The sequence below is a fragment of the Halosaccharopolyspora lacisalsi genome (genome assembly GCF_014137975.1).
GTDB classification, from domain to species: domain Bacteria; phylum Actinomycetota; class Actinomycetes; order Mycobacteriales; family Pseudonocardiaceae; genus Halosaccharopolyspora; species Halosaccharopolyspora lacisalsi.
Window position 1 is genome coordinate 21715 of record NZ_JACGWZ010000006.1, and the last position, 19143, is coordinate 40857.

17 protein-coding genes and 2 pseudogenes are annotated in these 19143 nt (G+C 68.4%); 18 read left to right on the forward strand and 1 reads right to left on the reverse strand.

Going from position 1 to position 19143, the window contains the following annotated elements:
• The first annotated feature begins 141 nt into the window (after positions 1 to 141).
• The 9 genes and pseudogenes from FHX42_RS18990 to folK all read left to right on the forward strand — a co-directional run bounded on the left by FHX42_RS18990 (position 142) and on the right by folK (position 9015).
• Positions 142 to 1203, forward strand: coding sequence for a zinc-dependent metalloprotease (locus tag FHX42_RS18990; protein WP_328796415.1), 1062 nt, complete (start codon positions 142 to 144; stop codon positions 1201 to 1203).
• Between the two features lie 21 nt (positions 1204 to 1224).
• Entirely contained in the window at positions 1225 to 2217 is a 993-nt protein-coding gene (gene tilS, locus FHX42_RS18995; protein ID WP_182545793.1) for a tRNA lysidine(34) synthetase TilS, read from the forward strand.
• A gap of 35 nt (positions 2218 to 2252) precedes the next feature.
• Positions 2253 to 2810, forward strand: coding sequence for a hypoxanthine phosphoribosyltransferase (hpt, locus tag FHX42_RS19000; protein ID WP_182545794.1), 558 nt, complete (start codon positions 2253 to 2255; stop codon positions 2808 to 2810).
• A 285-nt stretch (positions 2811 to 3095) separates the two neighbouring features.
• Positions 3096 to 5615 carry an ATP-dependent zinc metalloprotease FtsH gene (ftsH, locus tag FHX42_RS19005; RefSeq protein WP_182545795.1) on the forward strand — a complete coding sequence of 840 codons (2520 nt, stop codon included), beginning with the start codon at positions 3096 to 3098 and terminating at the stop codon, positions 5613 to 5615.
• Between the two features lie 164 nt (positions 5616 to 5779).
• Positions 5780 to 5977: pseudogene (locus FHX42_RS27495) on the forward strand (GTP cyclohydrolase I); the annotation flags it as partial.
• A gap of 894 nt (positions 5978 to 6871) precedes the next feature.
• Positions 6872 to 7288, forward strand: a pseudogene (gene folE, locus FHX42_RS19015) (GTP cyclohydrolase I); the annotation flags it as partial.
• A complete protein-coding gene (folP, locus tag FHX42_RS19020) occupies positions 7288 to 8142 on the forward strand; it encodes a dihydropteroate synthase (protein WP_182546109.1) in 855 nt (284 codons plus the stop codon). The pseudogene folE and the gene folP, both read left to right, overlap by 1 nt.
• Entirely contained in the window at positions 8135 to 8524 is a 390-nt protein-coding gene (folB, locus tag FHX42_RS19025; RefSeq protein ID WP_182545796.1) for a dihydroneopterin aldolase, read from the forward strand. The genes folP and folB overlap by 8 nt, the downstream gene beginning before the upstream one ends.
• Positions 8521 to 9015 carry a 2-amino-4-hydroxy-6-hydroxymethyldihydropteridine diphosphokinase gene (gene folK, locus FHX42_RS19030; protein WP_182545797.1) on the forward strand — a complete coding sequence of 165 codons (495 nt, stop codon included), beginning with the start codon at positions 8521 to 8523 and terminating at the stop codon, positions 9013 to 9015. Before folB ends, folK begins: the two co-directional genes overlap by 4 nt.
• On the opposite strand, the gene FHX42_RS19035 is transcribed toward folK, so the two are convergent.
• Positions 9012 to 9956, reverse strand: a complete 945-nt coding sequence (locus tag FHX42_RS19035) for a MerR family transcriptional regulator (RefSeq protein WP_182545798.1) — start codon at positions 9954 to 9956, stop codon at positions 9012 to 9014. The two genes, folK and FHX42_RS19035, sit on opposite strands and share 4 nt — an antisense overlap.
• A gap of 99 nt (positions 9957 to 10055) precedes the next feature.
• Here FHX42_RS19035 and FHX42_RS19040 point away from each other — a divergent pair, with 99 nt between their 5' ends.
• The 9 genes from FHX42_RS19040 (at position 10056) to FHX42_RS19080 (ending at position 18647) form a co-directional block, all read left to right on the forward strand.
• Positions 10056 to 10562: a DUF3180 domain-containing protein gene (locus tag FHX42_RS19040; protein WP_328796416.1), complete on the forward strand. Its 507-nt coding sequence runs from the start codon at positions 10056 to 10058 to the stop codon at positions 10560 to 10562.
• A gap of 213 nt (positions 10563 to 10775) precedes the next feature.
• A complete protein-coding gene (locus FHX42_RS19045) occupies positions 10776 to 11783 on the forward strand; it encodes a DUF6779 domain-containing protein (RefSeq protein ID WP_182545799.1) in 1008 nt (335 codons plus the stop codon).
• A 69-nt stretch (positions 11784 to 11852) separates the two neighbouring features.
• A complete protein-coding gene (locus tag FHX42_RS19050; RefSeq protein ID WP_328796417.1) occupies positions 11853 to 13076 on the forward strand; it encodes a PrsW family intramembrane metalloprotease in 1224 nt (407 codons plus the stop codon).
• A 127-nt stretch (positions 13077 to 13203) separates the two neighbouring features.
• Complete coding sequence (locus tag FHX42_RS19055; protein ID WP_182545800.1) at positions 13204 to 14133, forward strand: Rossmann-like and DUF2520 domain-containing protein; 930 nt, start codon at positions 13204 to 13206, stop codon at positions 14131 to 14133.
• Positions 14133 to 15044: a pantoate--beta-alanine ligase gene (gene panC / locus FHX42_RS19060; RefSeq protein ID WP_182545801.1), complete on the forward strand. Its 912-nt coding sequence runs from the start codon at positions 14133 to 14135 to the stop codon at positions 15042 to 15044. Before FHX42_RS19055 ends, panC begins: the two co-directional genes overlap by 1 nt.
• 28 nt (positions 15045 to 15072) lie before the next feature.
• The gene (gene panD / locus FHX42_RS19065; RefSeq protein WP_182545802.1) at positions 15073 to 15564 is read left to right on the forward strand and encodes an aspartate 1-decarboxylase; all 492 of its coding nucleotides are present in this window, start codon (positions 15073 to 15075) and stop codon (positions 15562 to 15564) included.
• 68 nt (positions 15565 to 15632) lie between these two features.
• Positions 15633 to 16433, forward strand: coding sequence for a type III pantothenate kinase (locus FHX42_RS19070; RefSeq protein WP_182545803.1), 801 nt, complete (start codon positions 15633 to 15635; stop codon positions 16431 to 16433).
• A 164-nt stretch (positions 16434 to 16597) separates the two neighbouring features.
• The gene (gene lysS / locus FHX42_RS19075) at positions 16598 to 18109 is read left to right on the forward strand and encodes a lysine--tRNA ligase (RefSeq protein ID WP_182545804.1); all 1512 of its coding nucleotides are present in this window, start codon (positions 16598 to 16600) and stop codon (positions 18107 to 18109) included.
• A gap of 187 nt (positions 18110 to 18296) precedes the next feature.
• Positions 18297 to 18647 carry a histone-like nucleoid-structuring protein Lsr2 gene (locus FHX42_RS19080; protein ID WP_182545805.1) on the forward strand — a complete coding sequence of 117 codons (351 nt, stop codon included), beginning with the start codon at positions 18297 to 18299 and terminating at the stop codon, positions 18645 to 18647.
• Positions 18648 to 19143 lie beyond the last annotated feature (496 nt).

Consider the following 19143-nt stretch of genomic DNA (forward strand, 5'->3'; position numbering starts at 1 on the left):
CCGGACACGGTCGAGGTCTCGCTCGCCCCGTCGAGCGCGGGTACCGTCGGTGAAGTGAACGTTCGGACGCCCACACAGTCGCACGTACCGTCCTCGCGAGCTCATGGTTCCGATGGTGACTCCGGTGCGACCGGACAGGCCGTGGACTGGGATGTCGCGGTTTCCACCGCCAAGCGGCTGATCAAGTCGGGACCCGAGATCCCAAGGGCGGACGCCGACCGCGCGGTGCGGTCCCTGCGCGAGTTCAGCGTCGAAGCCGAGACGCACGTGCGGGAACTGACCGGGCTGGGACGGGACCTGCCCGTCCTCGAAGGCGACGTCGTCGACCGTCCTGGCTGGTTGAACGGCTCGGCACGGGGACTGGCCGAACTCACCGACGCCGCGCTCGCCACGACGAACACCGCCTCCACGGGCCCCTTGTCCGACCTGATGAGCGGGATCAGCAGCCGCGGCGCCGGAGTGCAGACCGGTGCCGTACTGGCTTACCTCGCCACCAAGGTGCTCGGGCAGTACGACCCGTTCACCCCGCCCGGTCCCGGCGGCGAGCGGCCCGGACGGCTGCTGCTGGTCGCCCCGAACATCGTGGCCGCCCAACGCGCCATGGACGTCCCCGAACGGGACTTCCAGATGTGGGTGTGCCTGCACGAGTCGACCCACCGGTTGCAGTTCAACGCCGTGCCGTGGCTGCGCGAGCACTTCGCGAACAGCATCGGCGAGCTGCTCACCGAGATGGAGAGCTCCGCGGGTGAAATGCTGGGGCGGCTGCCCACGGCGGCCCGCGAGGTGTTCTCCGGACGCCACGGCGAGTCCAGTCCCGGGATGCTCGGCTTCATCGAACTGATCCAGACCCCGCGGCAACGGGCCGCACTGGATCGCATCATCGCGATCTCCACCCTGCTGGAGGGGCACGCCGACCACGTGATGGACGCCGTCGGGCCGCAGGTCGTACCCAGCGTGCACACCATTCGTCAGCGGTTCACCGACCGGCGCGCCGGGGGCGGAATCCTCGACCGGCTGCTGCGCAGCCTGCTCGGCGTGGACGCCAAGATCAAGCAGTACGCCCAGGGCGCCGCCTTCACCCGGCACGTCGTCGACACCGTGGGCATGGAGGGTTTCAACGCGGTGTGGTCCGCACCGGAGCACCTGCCGTCCCGCGCCGAGATCACCGACCCGGCGGTCTGGCTCCGCCGGGTGCACGGCTGACCGGCCTGCCGGCCGTTCGCCGTGCCCGTCCCCTCCGCCGTCGCCGCCGTCCGCACCGCCGTCCGCCGTCTGCTCGGCTCCGCCGAGGCGGCGCCGTACGCCGGTGCGCCGGTGGTCGTGGCGTGCTCCGGTGGCGCCGACTCGCTGGCGCTCGCCGCCGCCACCACGCACGTGACCCGTCGACCGGTGCACGGCGTCGTCGTCGATCACCGAATCCAGGACGGCTCCGCCGAGGTCGCTGCGCGCGCCGCCGACCGGCTGACCCGGCTGGGCTGCGCCGACGTGCGCGTGGTCCCCGTCGACGTCGAGGGACCGGGAGGGACCGAGGCCGCCGCCAGACGCGCCCGCTACGCCGCCCTCGCCGAACAGCGCCCCGACGGAGCACTGGTGTTGCTCGGACACACCCTCGACGACCAGGCCGAGACGGTGCTGCTCGGTCTCGGCAGGGGCTCCGGGGCGCGCTCGATCGCCGGGATGCGGTCGTTGGACCCGCCCTGGGGGCGTCCGCTGTTGGGAATCTCTCGTGACACGACCGTGCGCGCCTGCGGGGAGCTGGGGCTGGACCCCTGGCAGGACCCGCACAACGAGGACGCGCGGTTCACCCGCGTGCGCCTGCGTACCGAAGCGCTCCCGCTGCTCGAAGAGATCCTGCAGGGCGGGGTCTCCACCGCGCTGGCACGCACCGCCGAGCAGCTGCGCGAGGACGGCGACGCCCTGGACGCGATAGCCCGTGACGTGCGTCGGAGCGCCGAGTCGGGTGAGACACTGGACGCGCGAGTGCTCGCCGGGTCTCCCGCAGCCGTTCGCCGCAGGGTGTTGCGCGAGTGGCTCCTGGAGCGAGGTGTCACTCGACTGAGTGACGCCCACCTGCGAGCGGCGGATGCCCTCGTCGGTCACTGGCGAGGACAGGGCGGTCACGCTCTGCCGGGCAACTTTGTCCTGCGTCGTAGCCGTGGCACGCTTCTGGTGGAATCGGGTGGTCACCCCGCTGCCGAATGGTCGAACAGCGGGTGAACGTCCACCGAAGAACCGAGAGGGGAAGCCGGGCCGTGTACGACGGCGATATCGCGTCGGTGCTGATCACCGAGCAGCGAATCAACGACAAGGTCACCGAACTGGCCAAGCAGATCGACGAGGACTACCAGCACGTTCAGAGCAACGACCTGGTGCTGGTCGGCGTGCTCAAGGGTGCCGTGATGATCATGACCGACCTCGCCCGTGCGCTGCCGCGCCCGGCGCAACTGGAGTTCATGGCGGTCAGCTCCTACGGTTCGTCCACCTCATCATCCGGAGTGGTGCGCATCCTCAAGGATCTCGACCGCGACATCGCGGGCAGACACGTGCTCATCGTCGAGGACATCATCGACTCCGGACTCACCCTGTCCTGGCTGCTGAAGAACCTGGCCGCACGCAGTCCCGCCTCGATGGAGGTGTGCACTCTGCTGCGCAAGCCCGACGCCGTGCAGGTGGAGGTGCCGTTGCGCTACGTCGGCTTCGACATCCCCAACGAGTTCGTCGTCGGTTACGGATTGGACTTCGCCGAACGTTATCGTGATCTCCCCTACATCGGCACTCTCGATCCGAAGGTCTACACCTCAGGAGCGTGAGGGGGGGCAACCGCGGCGGCTCGTCGCCGCGGTTGCGTCCGCCCGTATCGTCGTCGAGTGTTCCGGGGCACACAACCGGATGCTCACCCGGGGAACATATGTGGTTTTCCGGACGTTGTCGGTGTTGGGCGAATAGCCTGAAGCACCCGCGGTACAGCTCGCTCGGTTTCACCCCGACGGCGAGCGGTACGCTGGTGGAACCGGGGGTGGACGTTGACATGAACGCCTACCACTGCCCGACGTGAAAGTCAGGGAGGGTCGAGGCCGCCCGCCGGCCGCAAGTGAATGGACCGAAAGCGCCTGCTCCGCAACCCGCTGCTGTGGTTCCTGGCGGTATTGCTGCTGTTCTACGGCTTCAACGTGCTCTTCGACGACACGCGAGGCTATACCGATGTGCCCACGTCGCAGGCCCTGCAACAGATCAACCAGGGTCATGTGTCCGAGGTCACCATCGAGGACAAGGAACAGCGGCTCAAACTGACCCTCGACCAGGGCTCTCAGGTCGAAGGCAGCAACCGCCTGATTACCAAGTACCCCGCCGGGGCCGCGGACTCCATCGTCAGTGAGATCCGCCAAGCCGACATCGGCACCTGGAACACCGAGGTCACCCAGAGTTCCTTCTGGACCCAGATGTTGATCTACCTGGTCCCGTTGGGCCTGATCGTCCTGCTGCTGATGTGGATGATGAACAATCAGGGCGGCGGCAGCAAGGTTCTCAACTTCGGCAAGTCCAAGGCCAAGCAGTTCACCAAGGACATGCCCAAGACGTTGTTCGGCGACGTCGCCGGGGCCAACGAGGCAGTCGAGGAACTGCACGAGATCAAGGACTTCCTGCAGTACCCCACCCGCTACCAGGCACTGGGAGCCAAGATCCCCAAGGGCGTGCTGCTGTACGGTCCGCCGGGGACCGGTAAGACGCTGCTGGCGCGGGCCGTGGCCGGTGAGGCCGGTGTCCCGTTCTACTCGATCTCCGGTTCGGACTTCGTCGAGATGTTCGTCGGCGTCGGTGCCTCCCGCGTGCGTGACCTGTTCGAGCAGGCCAAGCAGAACGCCCCGTGCATCGTGTTCGTCGACGAGATCGACGCCGTCGGCCGTCAGCGCGGAGCCGGGCTGGGCGGCGGCCACGACGAGCGCGAGCAGACCCTCAACCAGCTGCTGGTGGAGATGGACGGGTTCGACTCGCGCGGCGGCATCATCCTGATCGCCGCGACGAACCGCTCGGACATCCTGGACCCGGCGCTGTTGCGGCCCGGCCGCTTCGACCGCCAGATCCCGATCCCGCCGCCGGACCTGCGCGGCCGCAAGGCGATCCTGGAGGTCCACTCCAAGGGCAAGCCGCTGGCACCGGACGCCGACATGGACGGGTTGGCCAAGCGCACGGTCGGGTTCTCCGGTGCGGATCTGGAGAACGTGGTCAACGAGGCCGCGCTGCTCACCGCGCGGGAGAACAACCAGCTCATCACGGCAGCGGCCCTGGAGGAGTCGGTCGACCGCGTCATCGGTGGCCCACGCCGCAAGAGCAAGGTCATCTCGGAGCGGGACAAGAAGATCACCGCCTACCACGAGGGCGGTCACGCGCTGGCCGCGTGGGCGATGCCCGACCTGGAACCGGTGTACAAGCTCACGATCCTGCCGCGCGGCAAGACCGGTGGGCACGCCCTCGTCGTCCCCGAGGACGACAAGGACATGATGACCCGCTCGGAAATGATCGGCCGACTGGTGTTCGCCATGGGTGGGCGTTCCGCGGAGGAGCTCGTCTTCCACGAGCCCACCACCGGTGCCTCCAGCGACATCGAGCAGGCCACCAAGATCGCCAGGGCGATGGTGACCGAGTACGGCATGACCGCACGGCTCGGAGCCGTCAAGTACGGCAAGGAGGAGGGCGACCCCTTCCTGGGCCGCTCCGCCGGTCAACAGCCGAGCTACTCCTTCGAGGTCGCCCACGAGATCGACGAGGAAGTGCGCAAGCTCATCGAGACCGCGCACAACGAGGCCTGGGAGATCCTCCACACCTACCGGGACGTGCTCGACAACCTGGTGATGGAGGTCATCGAGCAGGAGACGCTGAACCGCAAGGAACTGGAGCGGATCTTCTCCCAGGTGGAGAAGCGTCCCCGCATCACGGCGTTCGACGAGTTCGGTGGTCGTACTCCCTCGGAGAAGCCGCCGATCAAGACGCCGGGTGAGCTCGCCATGGAACGTGGTGAGCCGTGGCCGCCGCCGGTCGAGCAGCCCACTCCAGTGGGAGCCGGTCAGCAGAACGGTCCCGGGCCGCAGTCGCAGCAACCGCAGCAGCCCCAGCAGCCCGTGCCTCAGTCGAACGGGCCGGTGCCCTACGGGCAGTACCCGCCGACGGGTGGCCAGCAGCCGGGAACGTTGCAGTTCCCCCCGCCGGGGCAGCAGCAGGGCCAGCAGCCGAGCCAGGGCGGCCAGCAAGGTCAGCCGGGGCAGCCGCAGGGTCAGGCTCCCCAGGGCGTTCCGCCGAACTACGGTGCCCCTCCGGGCTGGACCCCGGCCACCTCGCCGCCGGGGTACCAGGCTCCCGGGCAGTCGGTGAACAACCAGTACAACTGGGTGCCCTCCTGGGAACGGGACCAGCAGTCCCAGTCCGGGCCGGCACAGCCGGGGCATTTCGGCGGGCAGCAAACCAACGGTCAGGGAACCTCCGGAATCGACCAGCCCACCCAGCGGACCCAGGACGATCAGCAGGGCCGCCAGGAGCAGGGTGATTCCCAGGGTGGTTCGTCCGACGGCAACGACGAGTCGGACGACGACCGAAACGACAGCGGTTCCGGCAACCGGTAGCCGAGGACTCCGAGGAAGGCGCCCGGACTCCGGTCCGGGCGCCGTACTTGGTGGAGGAACAGCACGTGACCAGTTCGGTCGAGGGATCCGGAGCGGACGACGACCACTCCGGCCACCACACTTCCGGTCGTCCCCAGTTTGATCACGAGCGTGCCGCGGCGGCCATTCGCGAGCTGCTGCTGGCCGCGGGAGAGGATCCCGAGCGGGAGGGCCTGCGCGAGACACCCGCCCGCGTCGCCCGCGCCTACCAGGAGCTGTTCGCCGGGCTCTACACCGATCCGGACGAGGTCCTGGACCGCACGTTCGACGAATCCCACGAGGAACTCGTTCTCGTTCGCGACATTCCCATATATTCACAATGCGTGCCGAGCAAGCAGACCGTCAATCTCGTCGACGGTGTCAAGCAGGCACGGGAAGTCACCGTGGGCGATCGCTTCTGGACGTTGGTGAACGGCGAGGTCGATGAAACCGAAGTCGTCGACGTCACTTCACGCAAGACCCGTGAGCTCGTGGAAGTGGTCACGGAAAAGGGAACGTTCCAGGTGACTCCGGATCACCCGCTGGCAACGCCGGAAGGGTGGCAGGAAGCCAAGGACGTCGCCGGAACGTTCATCGAGTGGACCCACCCGAGCAAACTGCGCCGCCAACGGTGGAAGCCGAAAATCGGGTACGAATTCGGCTACGCGATCGGTGCTTTGTGCGCGGACGGCACCGTCGGTGATCGGTACGTCTCCTTCATCGTCGACGAGCGGGACTCCGCGAAGCAGTTCGCGTACTCGGTGGAGAAGGCTTTCGGCGTCACCGCGAACATCGAGAGCGTGGAGCGGCCCTCCGGCTCCCTGGATCGTCAGCTCCCCGGATTCCGGGTGCGCGTGGTCTCCTCGTACCTGGCCGACCTCATGCGGCAGTACGTCGGTGGGGACCCGCACCACCAGCGGCAGCAGTTCCCCCGCGTGGTGCTGGCGGACGAGATCACCTTCCGAGGTTTCCTCGACGGCTACGTGGAGGGCGACGGTCGCCGATCGAAGCAGGGCCGCGGGAGGACGATTGCCAGTTGCAACGCCTCTTTCTTGCAGGACTTCGCAAATGTGATCGGTGCACGGTTCACGCCTTCGGTCGACAAGATTTCTCGACTCTGGATCGCCGACGACTGGATTCTGCGGCACGGTTTTCCGCAGGAGTCGCACCAGACGGATCTGATCGAGTCGGACTGGGTGAAGGTGGAGTCCGTGCGCACCCTGGAGGCGACCGGGGCGGAGCCGTACACGGTGTACAGCTACACCTGTGATCCGCATCCGACATTTCTTGTTGACGGCCATCTGACTCACAATTGTGAGCACCATCTCCTGCCCTTCCACGGAATGGCGCACGTCGGTTATATCCCGAATGAGCAGGGACGGGTCACCGGGCTTTCCAAGCTGGCGCGGCTGGTGGATCTCTACGCCAAGCGGCCCCAGGTGCAGGAGCGACTCACCTCACAGGTCGCCGACGCGTTGGTGCGCAGGCTCGAACCGCGTGGTGTGATCGTGGTGGTCGACGCCGAGCACCTGTGCATGGGAATGCGCGGGGTGCGCAAGGCCGGTTCGACGACCACGACCTCGGCGGTGCGGGGTATCTTCCGGTCATCGGCGTCCTCGAGGACCGAGGCGCTGTCGTTGATTCGAGGGAAATGATGCCGAAATCCACCACGTCGCTGCCCGATCCGGGACGTTGCGCGGTCGTGGGCGTGCTGAACGTGACGCCCAACTCGTTCTCCGACGGCGGTCAGTACCTGGATCACGCCGCGGCCGTGGCCCACGGCATCGAGATGCGCGAGCAGGGTGCGGACATGATCGACGTGGGTGGTGAGTCCACTCGGCCGGGGTCCGAGCGGGTGGACGCGGACACCGAGATCGCCCGCGTGCTGCCCGTGGTCTCCGACCTCGTCGCCGCCGGCGTGCCGGTCAGTGTCGACACGACCCGCGCTCGGGTGGCCGCGGCGACGGCGGAGGTCGGCGCGGCGGCGATCAACGACGTCTCGGGGGGTCTCGCCGATCCCGAGATGGCGAGTGTCCTCGCCGACACCGGATTGCCGTGGATGCTGATGCACTGGCGCGGTCACAGTCGTGACATGAACTCGTTGGCGGTCTACGACGACGTGGTCACCGACGTGCGTGACGAACTGCTGCGTCGGGTGGATGCGGCGTTGCACGCGGGGGTTTCCGAGTCCGCGATCGTGCTCGACCCGGGGTTGGGTTTCGCCAAGACCGGTGAGCACGACTGGGCTTTGCTGCACCGGCTGGACGTCTTCGTCGATCTGGGTTTCCCGGTGCTCGTCGGCGCTTCCCGCAAGCGTTTCCTGGGCCGGTTGCTGGCTGATGCCGACGGCACGCCGCGTCCTGCGGCGGGACGGGAGACGGCGACCGCGGTGGTTTCGGCGCTGGCCGCGGAACGCGGTGCGTGGGGAGTGCGAGTGCACGACGTCGTGGGGTCGCTGGATGCGGTGTCCGTCACCGGGGCGTGGCTCGGGGGAGGTACCGATGGCTGATCGGATCACCGTTACCGGGCTGCGCGTGTGGGGGTACCACGGCGTGCTCGACCACGAGAAGCGTATCGGCCAGGAGTTCCTGGTCGATCTCACGGTGTGGGTCGACCTCACCGATGCGGCGGCCACCGACGAGGTCGGGCGGACGCTGCACTACGGTGTCCTCGCCGAGCGGGCGGCCGCGGTGGTGGGAGGACCGTCGCGGGACCTGATCGAGACCGTCGCCGCCGAGATCGCCGACGACGTCATGACCGACGAGCGCGTGCAGGGCACCGAGGTCACGGTGCACAAGCCCGCCGCGCCGATCCCGCTGACCTTCGACGACGTCGCGGTGACCGTTCATCGTTCCGCGTGGGACGAGCGCGGTGGGGTCGTTCCCGCATGAGCAGGGCGGTGCTTTCCCTCGGATCGAACCTCGGGAACAGGCTGGCCTATCTCCGGTTGGCCGTGAACGGTTTCGCCGATGTGCTGGTGGCGTCCTCACCGGTGTACGAGACGGCTCCGTGGGGCGTGACCGACCAGCCGGACTTTCTCAACGCGGTGATCGTCGTCGAGTCCGACTCGGTCGACGAGTGGGGTTGGCTGCGCCGTGGTCAGGAGCTGGAGCGCGAGGCGGAGCGCGGCCGGGAGCGGCGCTGGGGTCCGCGCACCCTCGACGTCGACGTGGTCACCGTGGACGACGTCCGCAGTGACCACCCCGACCTGCTGCTTCCGCACCCCGGCACGGCGAGCCGTGCGACGGTGCTGATTCCGTGGCTGGCCGTCGATCCGGCGGCCGAGTTGCCAGGCCTCGGTGCCGTGGCGGGCATCGTCGAGACTCTGCCCGCGGAGGAGCTCGCCGAGGTGCACCGGCGCGACGACCTACCGCTGGTCTAGCTCGCCGAGGCGCGCAGGGCGGCGACGAGCCACGTCGTGTCGGCGGCCGAGAGCATTCCCCGCTTCGGCCAGTCGTTGATCGTGGCCAGCAGTTCCCAGTATCGGGTCAGGCGCGGGTCGTGCTGCTCGAACTCGTCGGCGAGCGTGTTCCTGAACCGGGTGTCGTCCTCGACGGCCCGGTCGTGGGCGACCATGCCCGCGAACCGGTCGACCAGCGCGCGGGCCCGCTCCGAGTCCGGTGCCGCCGCGGACTTCCGCGCCGCGATGATCTCGTCCATGACGTCCCAGGACTCCTCGACGCGGTCCTGGGAGAAGTCGGCTTCGGGCATGGTGTCGCGGACCCTCGCCTGCTCGGCGTTCAGCTCGCGGACCGTTCGGCGGAATCCGGGGTCGCGGACGAGCTCGGCCAGTTCGATCCAGGCCTCGAGCTGTTCCGCGGACGGGTCCTCGGGAAGCCGGGGCTTGGCCGAGCGCATCCACGCGATGAACTCGGGGTCCACGTTGAGCCCCTCGGCCGCTTCGTCCCAGAACTCGTCGATGAGCCGGTCGCGTTCCTCGTCGGACATCTTCGCCAGTTCGTGCATGATCCTCATCTCCTCGGTCGTGCTCTGCTGCTTCACGACCGCACGGAGTACGGCTCTGCGGGTGGTCAACTGACGCAGCTGGTCCTCGACGAGGTCCAGGTGCGTTCGCGCGAGCTGCCCGAGCGTGGTCCGGCTGGACAGGACGTGCCGGACGTCGTCGAGTCCGGCTCCCAGTTCCCGCAGGGTGCGGACCAGTTCCAGCCGGGTGACCGCCTCGACGTCGTAGAGGCGGTAGCCGGAGTGCGTGCGGTCGGTCGGTGGCACCACGCCGCTGTCGGAGTAGAACCGGATCGTCTTGACCGGCAGGCCGGTGCGACGTGCCAGTTCCCCGATCGTGTAAAGCCTGGTGTCGTCCACGGGAGTTACTGTGGTCCTTCCAGTCGGTGGAGACTCAAGAGGCGCGTGCGCGCTGGTGGGTCACGGATCCGGCATCGGCCTCGGGTGGGATCCTGGGACGTGGCAGTCTTTCCCGCCTCCGGAGTGCAGATGACCTACACCAAGTCCCGGCACCTTCTCGCCGCCGCGCTGGTCGCGGCGATGCTGGCCTACCTCTGGGTCTCCGTCGATTACGGTTCGTTGCCGCGACTGCCCCTGTTGGCCGGGGTGGCCCTGCTGGTGGTGGCGATCGTGGATGCCGTGCTGGCGTTGACGTTGCGACCGCGGGTTCGGCGGGAACAGGGGGTGGAACCCATCGAGCCGATGACCGCGACCAGGGTGGTGGCGCTGGCCAAGGCCTCCTCGATGGCCGGCGCGATCATGGCGGGTGCGTGGCTGGGACTGCTGGCGTATCTGTTGCCGATTCTCTCGCGGGTGGATGCCGCCCGGTCCGACACGGCGTCCTGCGTCGTCGGGCTGATCAGCGCGTTGGCCGCTGTCGCGGCGGGGCTGTGGCTGGAGTACTGCCTGCGCAATCCCGACGAGCCGGAGGAGGACGACGTCGACGAAGACCGTCGCGACTGGTGAGTCCTCGCGCAGTGGCTCCACCGTTTTCCGAAATGGGCCGGGGCGGATTTGGCGATGACCGTCCGAGCGTTCACCCGAATGGGCGGTGTATTTCACCTGCATGGGTGGGTTTCTTGTTTTGCGGGCATCATCCGACCGCAGTAGGTGACCACAGTGGACTCGAACGTTCTCCCGGGGCTCCGAGTCACGTTCGGGTATAGGTACCGTGGTGGCATGTCCTCTCCGAACGGCTCCGGTCGCGCAACAGTGCTGTGGGGCGGTGCCGTGCTGCTGGCTCTGGCGGCCACGGCGATCCTGGTTCTCGGCGAAGACGCTCGACTGCTGCGACTGGGGCTGCTGGCCGCCCTGTGGGCCGCGCTGATCGCGGCGTTGGCCGCAGCGCGGTTGCGTGGCCGGGTGGCCGAGGACGACGAGAGTGCCGAGCAGCGCAGGCGTGTCTACGAGCTGGAGCTGGAGCGCGAGGTAGCCGCGCGCCGGGAGCACGAACTGGAAGCGGAGAACGAGGCTCGCCGCCGCGTGGCCGAGGAGTCCGACACCGAGATCCAGCGGCTGCGCGAGGAGCTGCGCACGCTGCGCGAGGCTCTGGAGCCGCTGCTCGGTGGTGATGTGATGTACGAGCGGGTGGCGCTTCAGGCGGAGGCCACCCGGATGCGGTCGCTGGGTGAGCAGCGGACCGGTGAAGACGGGTCCTCCGCTCGGCAGCAGGGCGTGGTCCCGTCGGCTGAAGAACCCGCTCCGGTGACATCGGCCCCGGCGGCGCCGGCTGCCCCGGCGGCATCAGCGCACTCCGCACCGGCGGAACCGGCATCGCCGGATTCCGCCGGCACGAGAGTGATCGGCCGGGTCGACACCGAGTCCGCGTCCGCTCACCCGCCCGCGCAGGACCGTCCGCGGCAGTCCGGGGCGCAGCAGTCCGCTCGACCCCCGTCCCGGGGCGCCCCGTCACAACCGGGTATCGATCCTGCCGCCGCGGCGTCGCGGGCCCCGGCCCCCTCGCGTCCGGCGCAGTCACGTCCGGCCTCGCAGCGGGCGACGGCCTCCCGGGGTGCCGCCGAGCCGTCGGGAGAGCAGGCGGTACGGGAGCAGGAGCGGGAGTCCACGGGTTCGGAGTGGACTTCGCAGGTCGCACCGGGTGCTCACGCCGAAGGGACCTCGGTCACCGATCTGCTCGCCGCGTACGGTGACGCGGAATCCCCCCGGCGTCGCCGCCGCGGACGGTGAGTCACCCCATCGGGCGGGAGCGGTAACGCCTGCTGTTCGTGGATCGGGACGGCGTTTTAGGGTTCAACCGTGTCCACTCCTGATCTTTCGGGCGCGCGCAGGCTGCAGTCCTACAAGCACCACGTCGTGGGCTGGCCTGTCGCGGGGTTGATCGCGCTCGGCATGTGTGGCCTGACCATGCTCGGCATCGTCACGGCCCGCGTCGGTGTTCCTGCCGCGACCATCGGTGCGCTGGCCGCCCTGCTGCCGGTCGGCGTCGTCTACGCCGCCATCGTGTGGATGGATCGGTGGGAGCCGGAGCCGCCGGTGCTCATGCTCGGCGCGTTCCTGTGGGGAGCGGGCGGGGCGACCGCGTGCGCGTTGCTGCTCAACGACGCGATGGTCGGCTTCGGTGAGTTCCTGGTCCCCGACGCCCGGACGTTTTTCACGACGGTGGTGGCCGCGCCCCCGGTGGAGGAGGCGGCCAAGGCGCTGTTCGTGGTGGCGTTGTGGTTCCGGCGGCGTGCGGAGTTCAACGGCATGGTCGACGGTGTCGTCTACGCCGCGCTGACGGCGGCGGGTTTCGCCTTCACCGAGAACATCCTCTACTTCGGCAAGGCCTACGCCGAGGGCGGCTTGGGCAGCGTCGGTGGTGGCGTGATCGCGCTGTTCATCATCCGCGGGATCCTCTCGCCCTTCTCGCATCCGCTGTTCACCTCGATGGTCGGCATCGGGATCGGGCTGGCCACGCGGAGTCGGCATAGTGGCTGGCGGGTCGCCTGGCCGCTGCTGGGATATCTCGTCGCCACCGTGCTGCACGCGGTGTGGAACGGATCGACCCGGCTGGGCGGCGTGGAGTTCCTCAACGTCTACTTCCTGATCATGGTTCCGATCTTCGCCGGTACCGGGTGGCTCGTGGTCTGGCAGCGCAGGCGCGAGCAACGCATCGTGGCCCGGCAGCTTCCGGTGCTGGAGCGGGCCGGGTTGATCATGGCCAGCGAGATGGAGATGCTGGCGAGCCTGCAAGGTCGGCGTGGCTGGCAGCGCAAGGTGCGTCGCAGCGGTGGTGCCGAGGCGGCCAAGGCGGTGCGTGACTACCAGATCGCAGTGACCGAGCTGGCGTTCCTGCAACACAGGGCGGACGAGGGGCGAACCACGAGCGCCGCGCGCCGGGCACGACGGGAGCGGCTGATCGCCGACCTCAAGTCGGCTCGTCGTTCGGCCAGTGGTTCCCACAACGCGTTGCAGACCGCCCGCATCAAGCTCGGCGAGCTGACGCAGATGACTCCCCAGCCTCCCGAACGCGGGAAGTGACGGTGCCCACGCGCTTGATGCTCGTGGTTCTCACCACCCGCGGCCCACGTCGGGGCGGTTTTCCGGCTACTCTCGCGCCGCTGTCCGGTACCCGGAGGATGGGACCGGAACGGTTGAAAGGACTTCGATGTCCGTACCTGTTGATGGTTCGGCGGACGGTGCGGCCGCTCGGGGTGAACGTCCCCGGCTCCGGGTCGGTGTCGTCTCCGCCGGTCGAGTGGGATCCGTGCTGGGCGCCGCGTTGCAGCGTGCCGGTCACCACGTCGTCGCCGTGGCCGGAGTGTCGGCCGCCTCCCTGACCAGGGCCGAGGAGTTGTTGCCGGGGGTGCCGGTGCTGCCGCCCGACGAGGTGGTGCGGCAGGCTGACCTGGTGGTGCTGGCGGTGCCCGACGACGCCCTCGGCGGCATGGTGCGGGGGCTGGTGGCCACGGAGTCGCTGCGTGCGGGCCAGATCGTGGTGCACACCTCGGGGGCCCACGGCGTGGACGTGCTCGACCCCGCCGCCGAAGCCGGTGCGCTGCCGATCGCGTTGCATCCCGCCATGACTTTCACCGGCCGCTCCGAGGACGTGGAGCGCCTGGCCACGGCGTGCGTGGCCATCACGGCGGGGGAGCAGGACGAGGCCGGCTTCCACGTCGCCGAGGCGCTGACGCTGGAACTGGGGGCCGAGCCGGTCCGGGTCCCCGAGCAGAGCAGGAAGCTTTATCACGCCGCGCTGACGCACGGGGCGAATCACCTGGTCACGCTGGTCAACGAGTGCGCGCAGTTGTTGCGCGACGCCGGGGTCGCCACACCGGAGCGGGTGATGGCGCCGTTGCTGTCGGCCTCGCTGGACAACTCCCTGCGACACGGTGACCGCGCGGCCACGGGACCGGTGGCGCGCGGGGACTCGGGAACGGTGCGGGCGCACCTGGACGTGCTGGACGCGGCCGACCCGGCTGTGGTGCCGGCGTATGTGGAATTGGCCAAGCGCACCGCGGAGCGTGCCGTCCGGTCCGGGGTGCTCCGGTCCGGAGACGCCACCGAGGTGCGCGATGTACTCGACGGGGAGCAGTGATGACACCGAAATCCGCCTACGACGCCGGTGCGGGGCCGGGTTTCACGCCGGGTGAGGTGACCGTTCACGAGCAGCCCGCCGAGCTTGCCAAGGTCACCCGGGCGTTGCGCGGTACCGGGCGCAAGATCACCCTGGTGCCCACCATGGGGTCGCTGCACGAGGGACACCGGGAACTGATCCGGCGCGCTCGTCGTGTTTCGGGCGGCGTCACGGTGGTTTCGAACTTCGTGAATCCGCTGCAGTTCGGTCCGGACGAGGATTTCGAGCGCTATCCGCGTTCGTGGGAATCCGACGTCGAAGCTTGCCGTCAGGAGGGCGCGGAGCTGGTTTTCGCGCCATCGACCGAGGCGCTCTACGGACCGGACCCGCAGATCACCGTGAACCCGGGGCCGTTGGGTGACCAGCTCGAAGGTGCCAGCAGGCCGGGCCACTTCGCGGGAGTGCTCACCGTCGTGGCCAAGCTTTTCGGGATCATGCGCCCGGACCTGGCGCTGTTCGGGGAGAAGGACTACCAGCAGCTCGTGCTGCTGCGACGGATGGCTCACGAGCTCCATCTCGGCACCGCGGTGCAGGGCATCCCGGTGGTGCGGGAATCGGACGGGCTGGCGTTGTCCTCGCGCAATGCTTATCTCGCCTCCGAGCAGCGTGGCGCCGCGCTGGCCCTGTCGGCGGCTCTCGCGGCGGGGGCCCACGCGGGCGCCTCCGGTGCGGATGCGGTGCTCGAAGCCGCGCGTGGGGTGCTGGAAACCGAGCCCCTGCTGGAGTTGGACTACCTGGAGCTCCGCGACACCGAACTCGGTCCGGCCCCCGCCGAAGGTGAGGCTCGGCTGCTGGTCGCCGCCACGGTCGGTGGCACCAGGCTGATCGACAACGCGTTGGTGCTGCTCGGCAGCTCCGGCGCGCCGGAATGAGGCGGATCGTCGGTAGGAGGAGGTCGCGATGTTGCGCACGATGCTGAAGTCCAAGATCCATCGCGCCACGGTCACCGAGGCGGATCTGCACTACGTTGGCTCGGTCACGATCGACGCCACGCTGATGGAGGCCGCCGACCTGCTGGAGGGCGAGCAGGTCACGATCGTCGACGTGACCAACGGGGCGCGGCTGGAGACCTACGTGATCCCCGGGGAGCGCGATTCCGGCGTGATCGGCATCAACGGTGCCGCCGCGCACCTGGTGCACCCGGGGGACCTGGTGATCCTCATCGCCTACGGCGTCATGGACGAGCTGGAGGCCCGGTCGCTGCTGCCGCGGGTGCTGTTCGTCGACGCGGACAACCGGATCACCGAGCACGGCCGGGATCCGGGGCACGCCCCCGCCGGGTCCGGCCTCGCGAGCACGGCGGTGTCGATGCCCTCGGAGATCGCGGAGCAGGATCCGCCCGAGACCGACGACGCCGCCCGTCTCGACGCGCTGCTGCATCCCGATACCTGACGGATCGCGCGAAACCCTCCGGTGCCGTCGACAGGGGCCGGATCATGTGACAGGAAAGGAAAACGACGGTGCTGCTCGCCATCGACGTCGGCAACACCAACATCGTGCTCGGTCTCTACGACGATGGTGGTGCGGCGTGTTCCAAGGCCGAGGCGTCGCTGGTCCGCAACTGGCGGATGCGTACCGAGCCGCGGATGACCGCAGACGAACTCGCGTTCACCATGCGCGGTCTACTCGGCGAGTACGCGGACAAGATCACGAGTGTTTCGGCGCTGTCGACCGTGCCCGCGCTGCTGCGTGAGCTGCGGGTGATGCTGGGGCGCTACTGGAGCGAGGTTCCCCGCGTGGTCGTCGAACCCGGGGTGCGCACCGGTGTTCCCCTGCTGGTGGACAACCCCAAGGAGGTCGGCGCGGACCGCGTGATCAACACGCTGGCGGCCCACCACCTGTACTCCACCAACTGCGTCGTCGTGGACTTCGGGACCTCGACCAACATCGACGTGATCTCGGCCAAGGGCGAGTTCCTCGGTGGCGCTTTCGCCCCGGGAATCGAGATCTCGCTGGATGCCCTGGCCTCCCGGGCCGCGCAACTCCGCAAGGTCGAGCTGGTGCGGCCACGTTCGGTGATCGGCAAGAACACCGTCGAGTGTCTCCAGTCGGGGATCCTCTACGGCTTCGCCGGGCAGGTCGACGGCCTGGTGCGCCACATCGTGTCCGACCTGGAGGCCTCCCACGGTGGTCCGACGACCGTGCTGGCCACGGGTGGGCTCGCCCCGCTGATCGTGGCCGAATCCAGCACGATCTCCTACCACGTTCCCGAGCTCACGCTGCTGGGGCTGCGCCTGGTCTTCGACCGCAACTTCGGGTGATCGGGTTTCCCGGTTCGGCTTGCGCGCGTGGTGGGAAACGGCCGGCGCCACTTGTCGAAAAACGATTCGTGAAGGAGCGCGAGCAGTCCCGGCCCGCGTGGCGGTGCTGCCGAGCGGGTGGCCGATAGACGGGTTTGTCAGCACGGTCAGTACCCTGGGGCCCCGTGAACGACCAGGAAACACCCACCTCTGCCGATGCCGCCGATGGCCTCCCCGAACAGCTGCGGGTGCGGCGGGAGAAACGGGAGCGGCTGCTGGAGGCGGGCGAGGACCCGTATCCGGTGACGTTGCCGGTCACGCACTCGCTGGCCGAGGTACGCGCCGCACATCCGGACCTGCCCGCCGACGCCGCCACCGGTGATCGCGTCGGCGTGGCCGGACGCGTGATGTTCCTGCGCAACACCGGCAAGCTGTGCTTCGCCACGCTGCGTGGTGGTGACGGCACCCAGCTCCAGGCGATGCTCAGCCGCGACGAGGTCGGTTCGGACGCGCTGTCGGCGTGGAAGTCCGACGTGGACCTGGGCGATCACGTGTTCGTCTCCGGCGAGGTCATCACCTCGCGACGCGGTGAGCTCTCGGTGCTGACCGACGAGTGGCGGATGGCGGCCAAGTCGCTGCGCCCACTGCCGGTGACGCACAAGGACCTGGCCGAGGAAACGCGGGTGCGGCAGCGCTACGTCGACCTGATCGTGCGCGATCGTGCGGCCGAGACGGTGCGGACCCGTGCCGGTGTGCTGCGCTCGTTGCGGAACTCCTTCGAGAACAGGGACTACATCGAGGTGGAGACCCCGATGTTGCAGACCCTGCAGGGCGGCGCCGCGGCACGGCCGTTCGTCACGCATTCCAACGCGCTGGACATGGATCTTTTCCTGCGAATCGCCCCGGAACTCTTCCTCAAGCGTTGCGTGGTCGGCGGTATCGAAAAGGTCTTCGAGATCAACCGGAACTTCCGCAACGAGGGGAGTGATTCTTCCCACTCCCCCGAGTTCGCGATGCTGGAGTTCTACGAGGCTTATGCCGATTACGACTCGATGGCCGAGCTGACCCGGGAGCTGATCCAGGAAGCCGCCCGGACCGTGTTCGGCACCGAGCTCGTGACGTGGGCCGACGGCAGCCAGTACGATCTCTCCGGCGAATGGTCGACGATCACGATGTACGGCTCGCTGTCCGAGGCGCTCGGCAGCGAGGTGAGCCCGGACACATCGGTGGAAACGCTGCGCAAGCACGCCGAGGACGCCGGATTCACGTTCGATCCCTCACACGGGCACGGCAAGCTGGTCGAGGAACTGTGGGAGTATCTCGTCGGCGATCACCTCCACGCCCCGACTTTCGTGCGGGACTTCCCGGTGGAGACCGCTCCGCTGACCCGGCAGCATCGCGACAAGCCGGGAGTCGCGGAGAAATGGGATCTCTACGTTCGTGGTTTCGAGCTCGCCACCGGCTACTCCGAACTCGTGGATCCGGTGGTGGAGCGGGCTCGCCTGGAGGAGCAGGCCCGGTTGGCCGCCGGTGGTGACGAGGAAGCCATGCCCGTGGATGAGGACTTTCTGCGTGCGCTCGAGTACGGAATGCCGCCGAGTGGTGGCGTCGGAATGGGGATCGACCGGTTGCTGATGGCACTGACCGGACTCGGTATCAGGGAGACGATCCTCTTCCCGTTGGTACGCCCGGAATGACGGTCTTCGCCCGGTGCGTTGTAGCGCCGAACCTTACCCGCGCGACGCGCGGGTAAGGTTTTCGCCGGGGGGTGAGTGCGGAATCGGCTTTACTGCGCTAACCTGACGACGAGAATCGTTCGGCGATGAGGCTTTTCGACTCTTCGTCGCCGCTCGGCATTGGAATACTCCGGGGAGGACTCCCACGATGGCGCAGAAGGTCACGGTCAGCCTTGTCGATGACTTGGACGGCGGGCAGGCCGACGAAACAGTCGACTTCGCGTTGGACGGTGTGTCGTACCAGATCGACCTTTCCAACGAGAATGCCACCGAGTTGCGGGAGGCGTTGAGCAGCTTCCTGTCCAGCGCTCGCCGCGCGGGTGGTCGTAAGAAGCCGGGGCCGAAGGCGGGATCTTCCCGCAGCACCAGCGGCCCCACCAGCGCGGACCGCGAGCAGAACCAGGCGATCCGGGAATGGGCGCGGAAGCGGGGGCTGAAGGTTTCCGACCGTGGCCGTATCCCCGCCGACATCGTGGACCAGTATCACAAGGCCCACTGATGAAGTGGCGGCGCGCAGCGGGATGCGGCGCGCCGCCTTCGTGTCGGTTCGCCGAGTCGGCTCGACCGTCGAATGCGGTGGCGAGGTCGCCGCTGGACAGGTGTGCGCTGCTGATGCGGTGCGTGCCGTTCGGGCCCACCGACGTCATCCACACGTACATCACCGACGAGGCGTTGCCGGTTGGTGAACTCGCTTCACGACGGGCCGGGCCGCATTCGAGGGTCCACCGGGTTTCGGCGGCTTTTCCGGCCTGATCGGGATGGACGCTGACGCAGATGTGGTCGACGTCGAGTTCCGCCGATCTCCTTCGGCGGCTCGGGTTCACCACGATGTCGTTATCGGTGGGTAGGCCCGTCGGGAGGGGCGCCCCGGCCTCGTTCCGCACGATTCCGGCGAACGAGTTCTCGGTGTGGCGCCGTACTCCGGTGTTCACCGGCGAATCGCACGATCGACATCGCCGGGGTCGCGTCCGAGTGTGGTGCGGATGGCATCACCG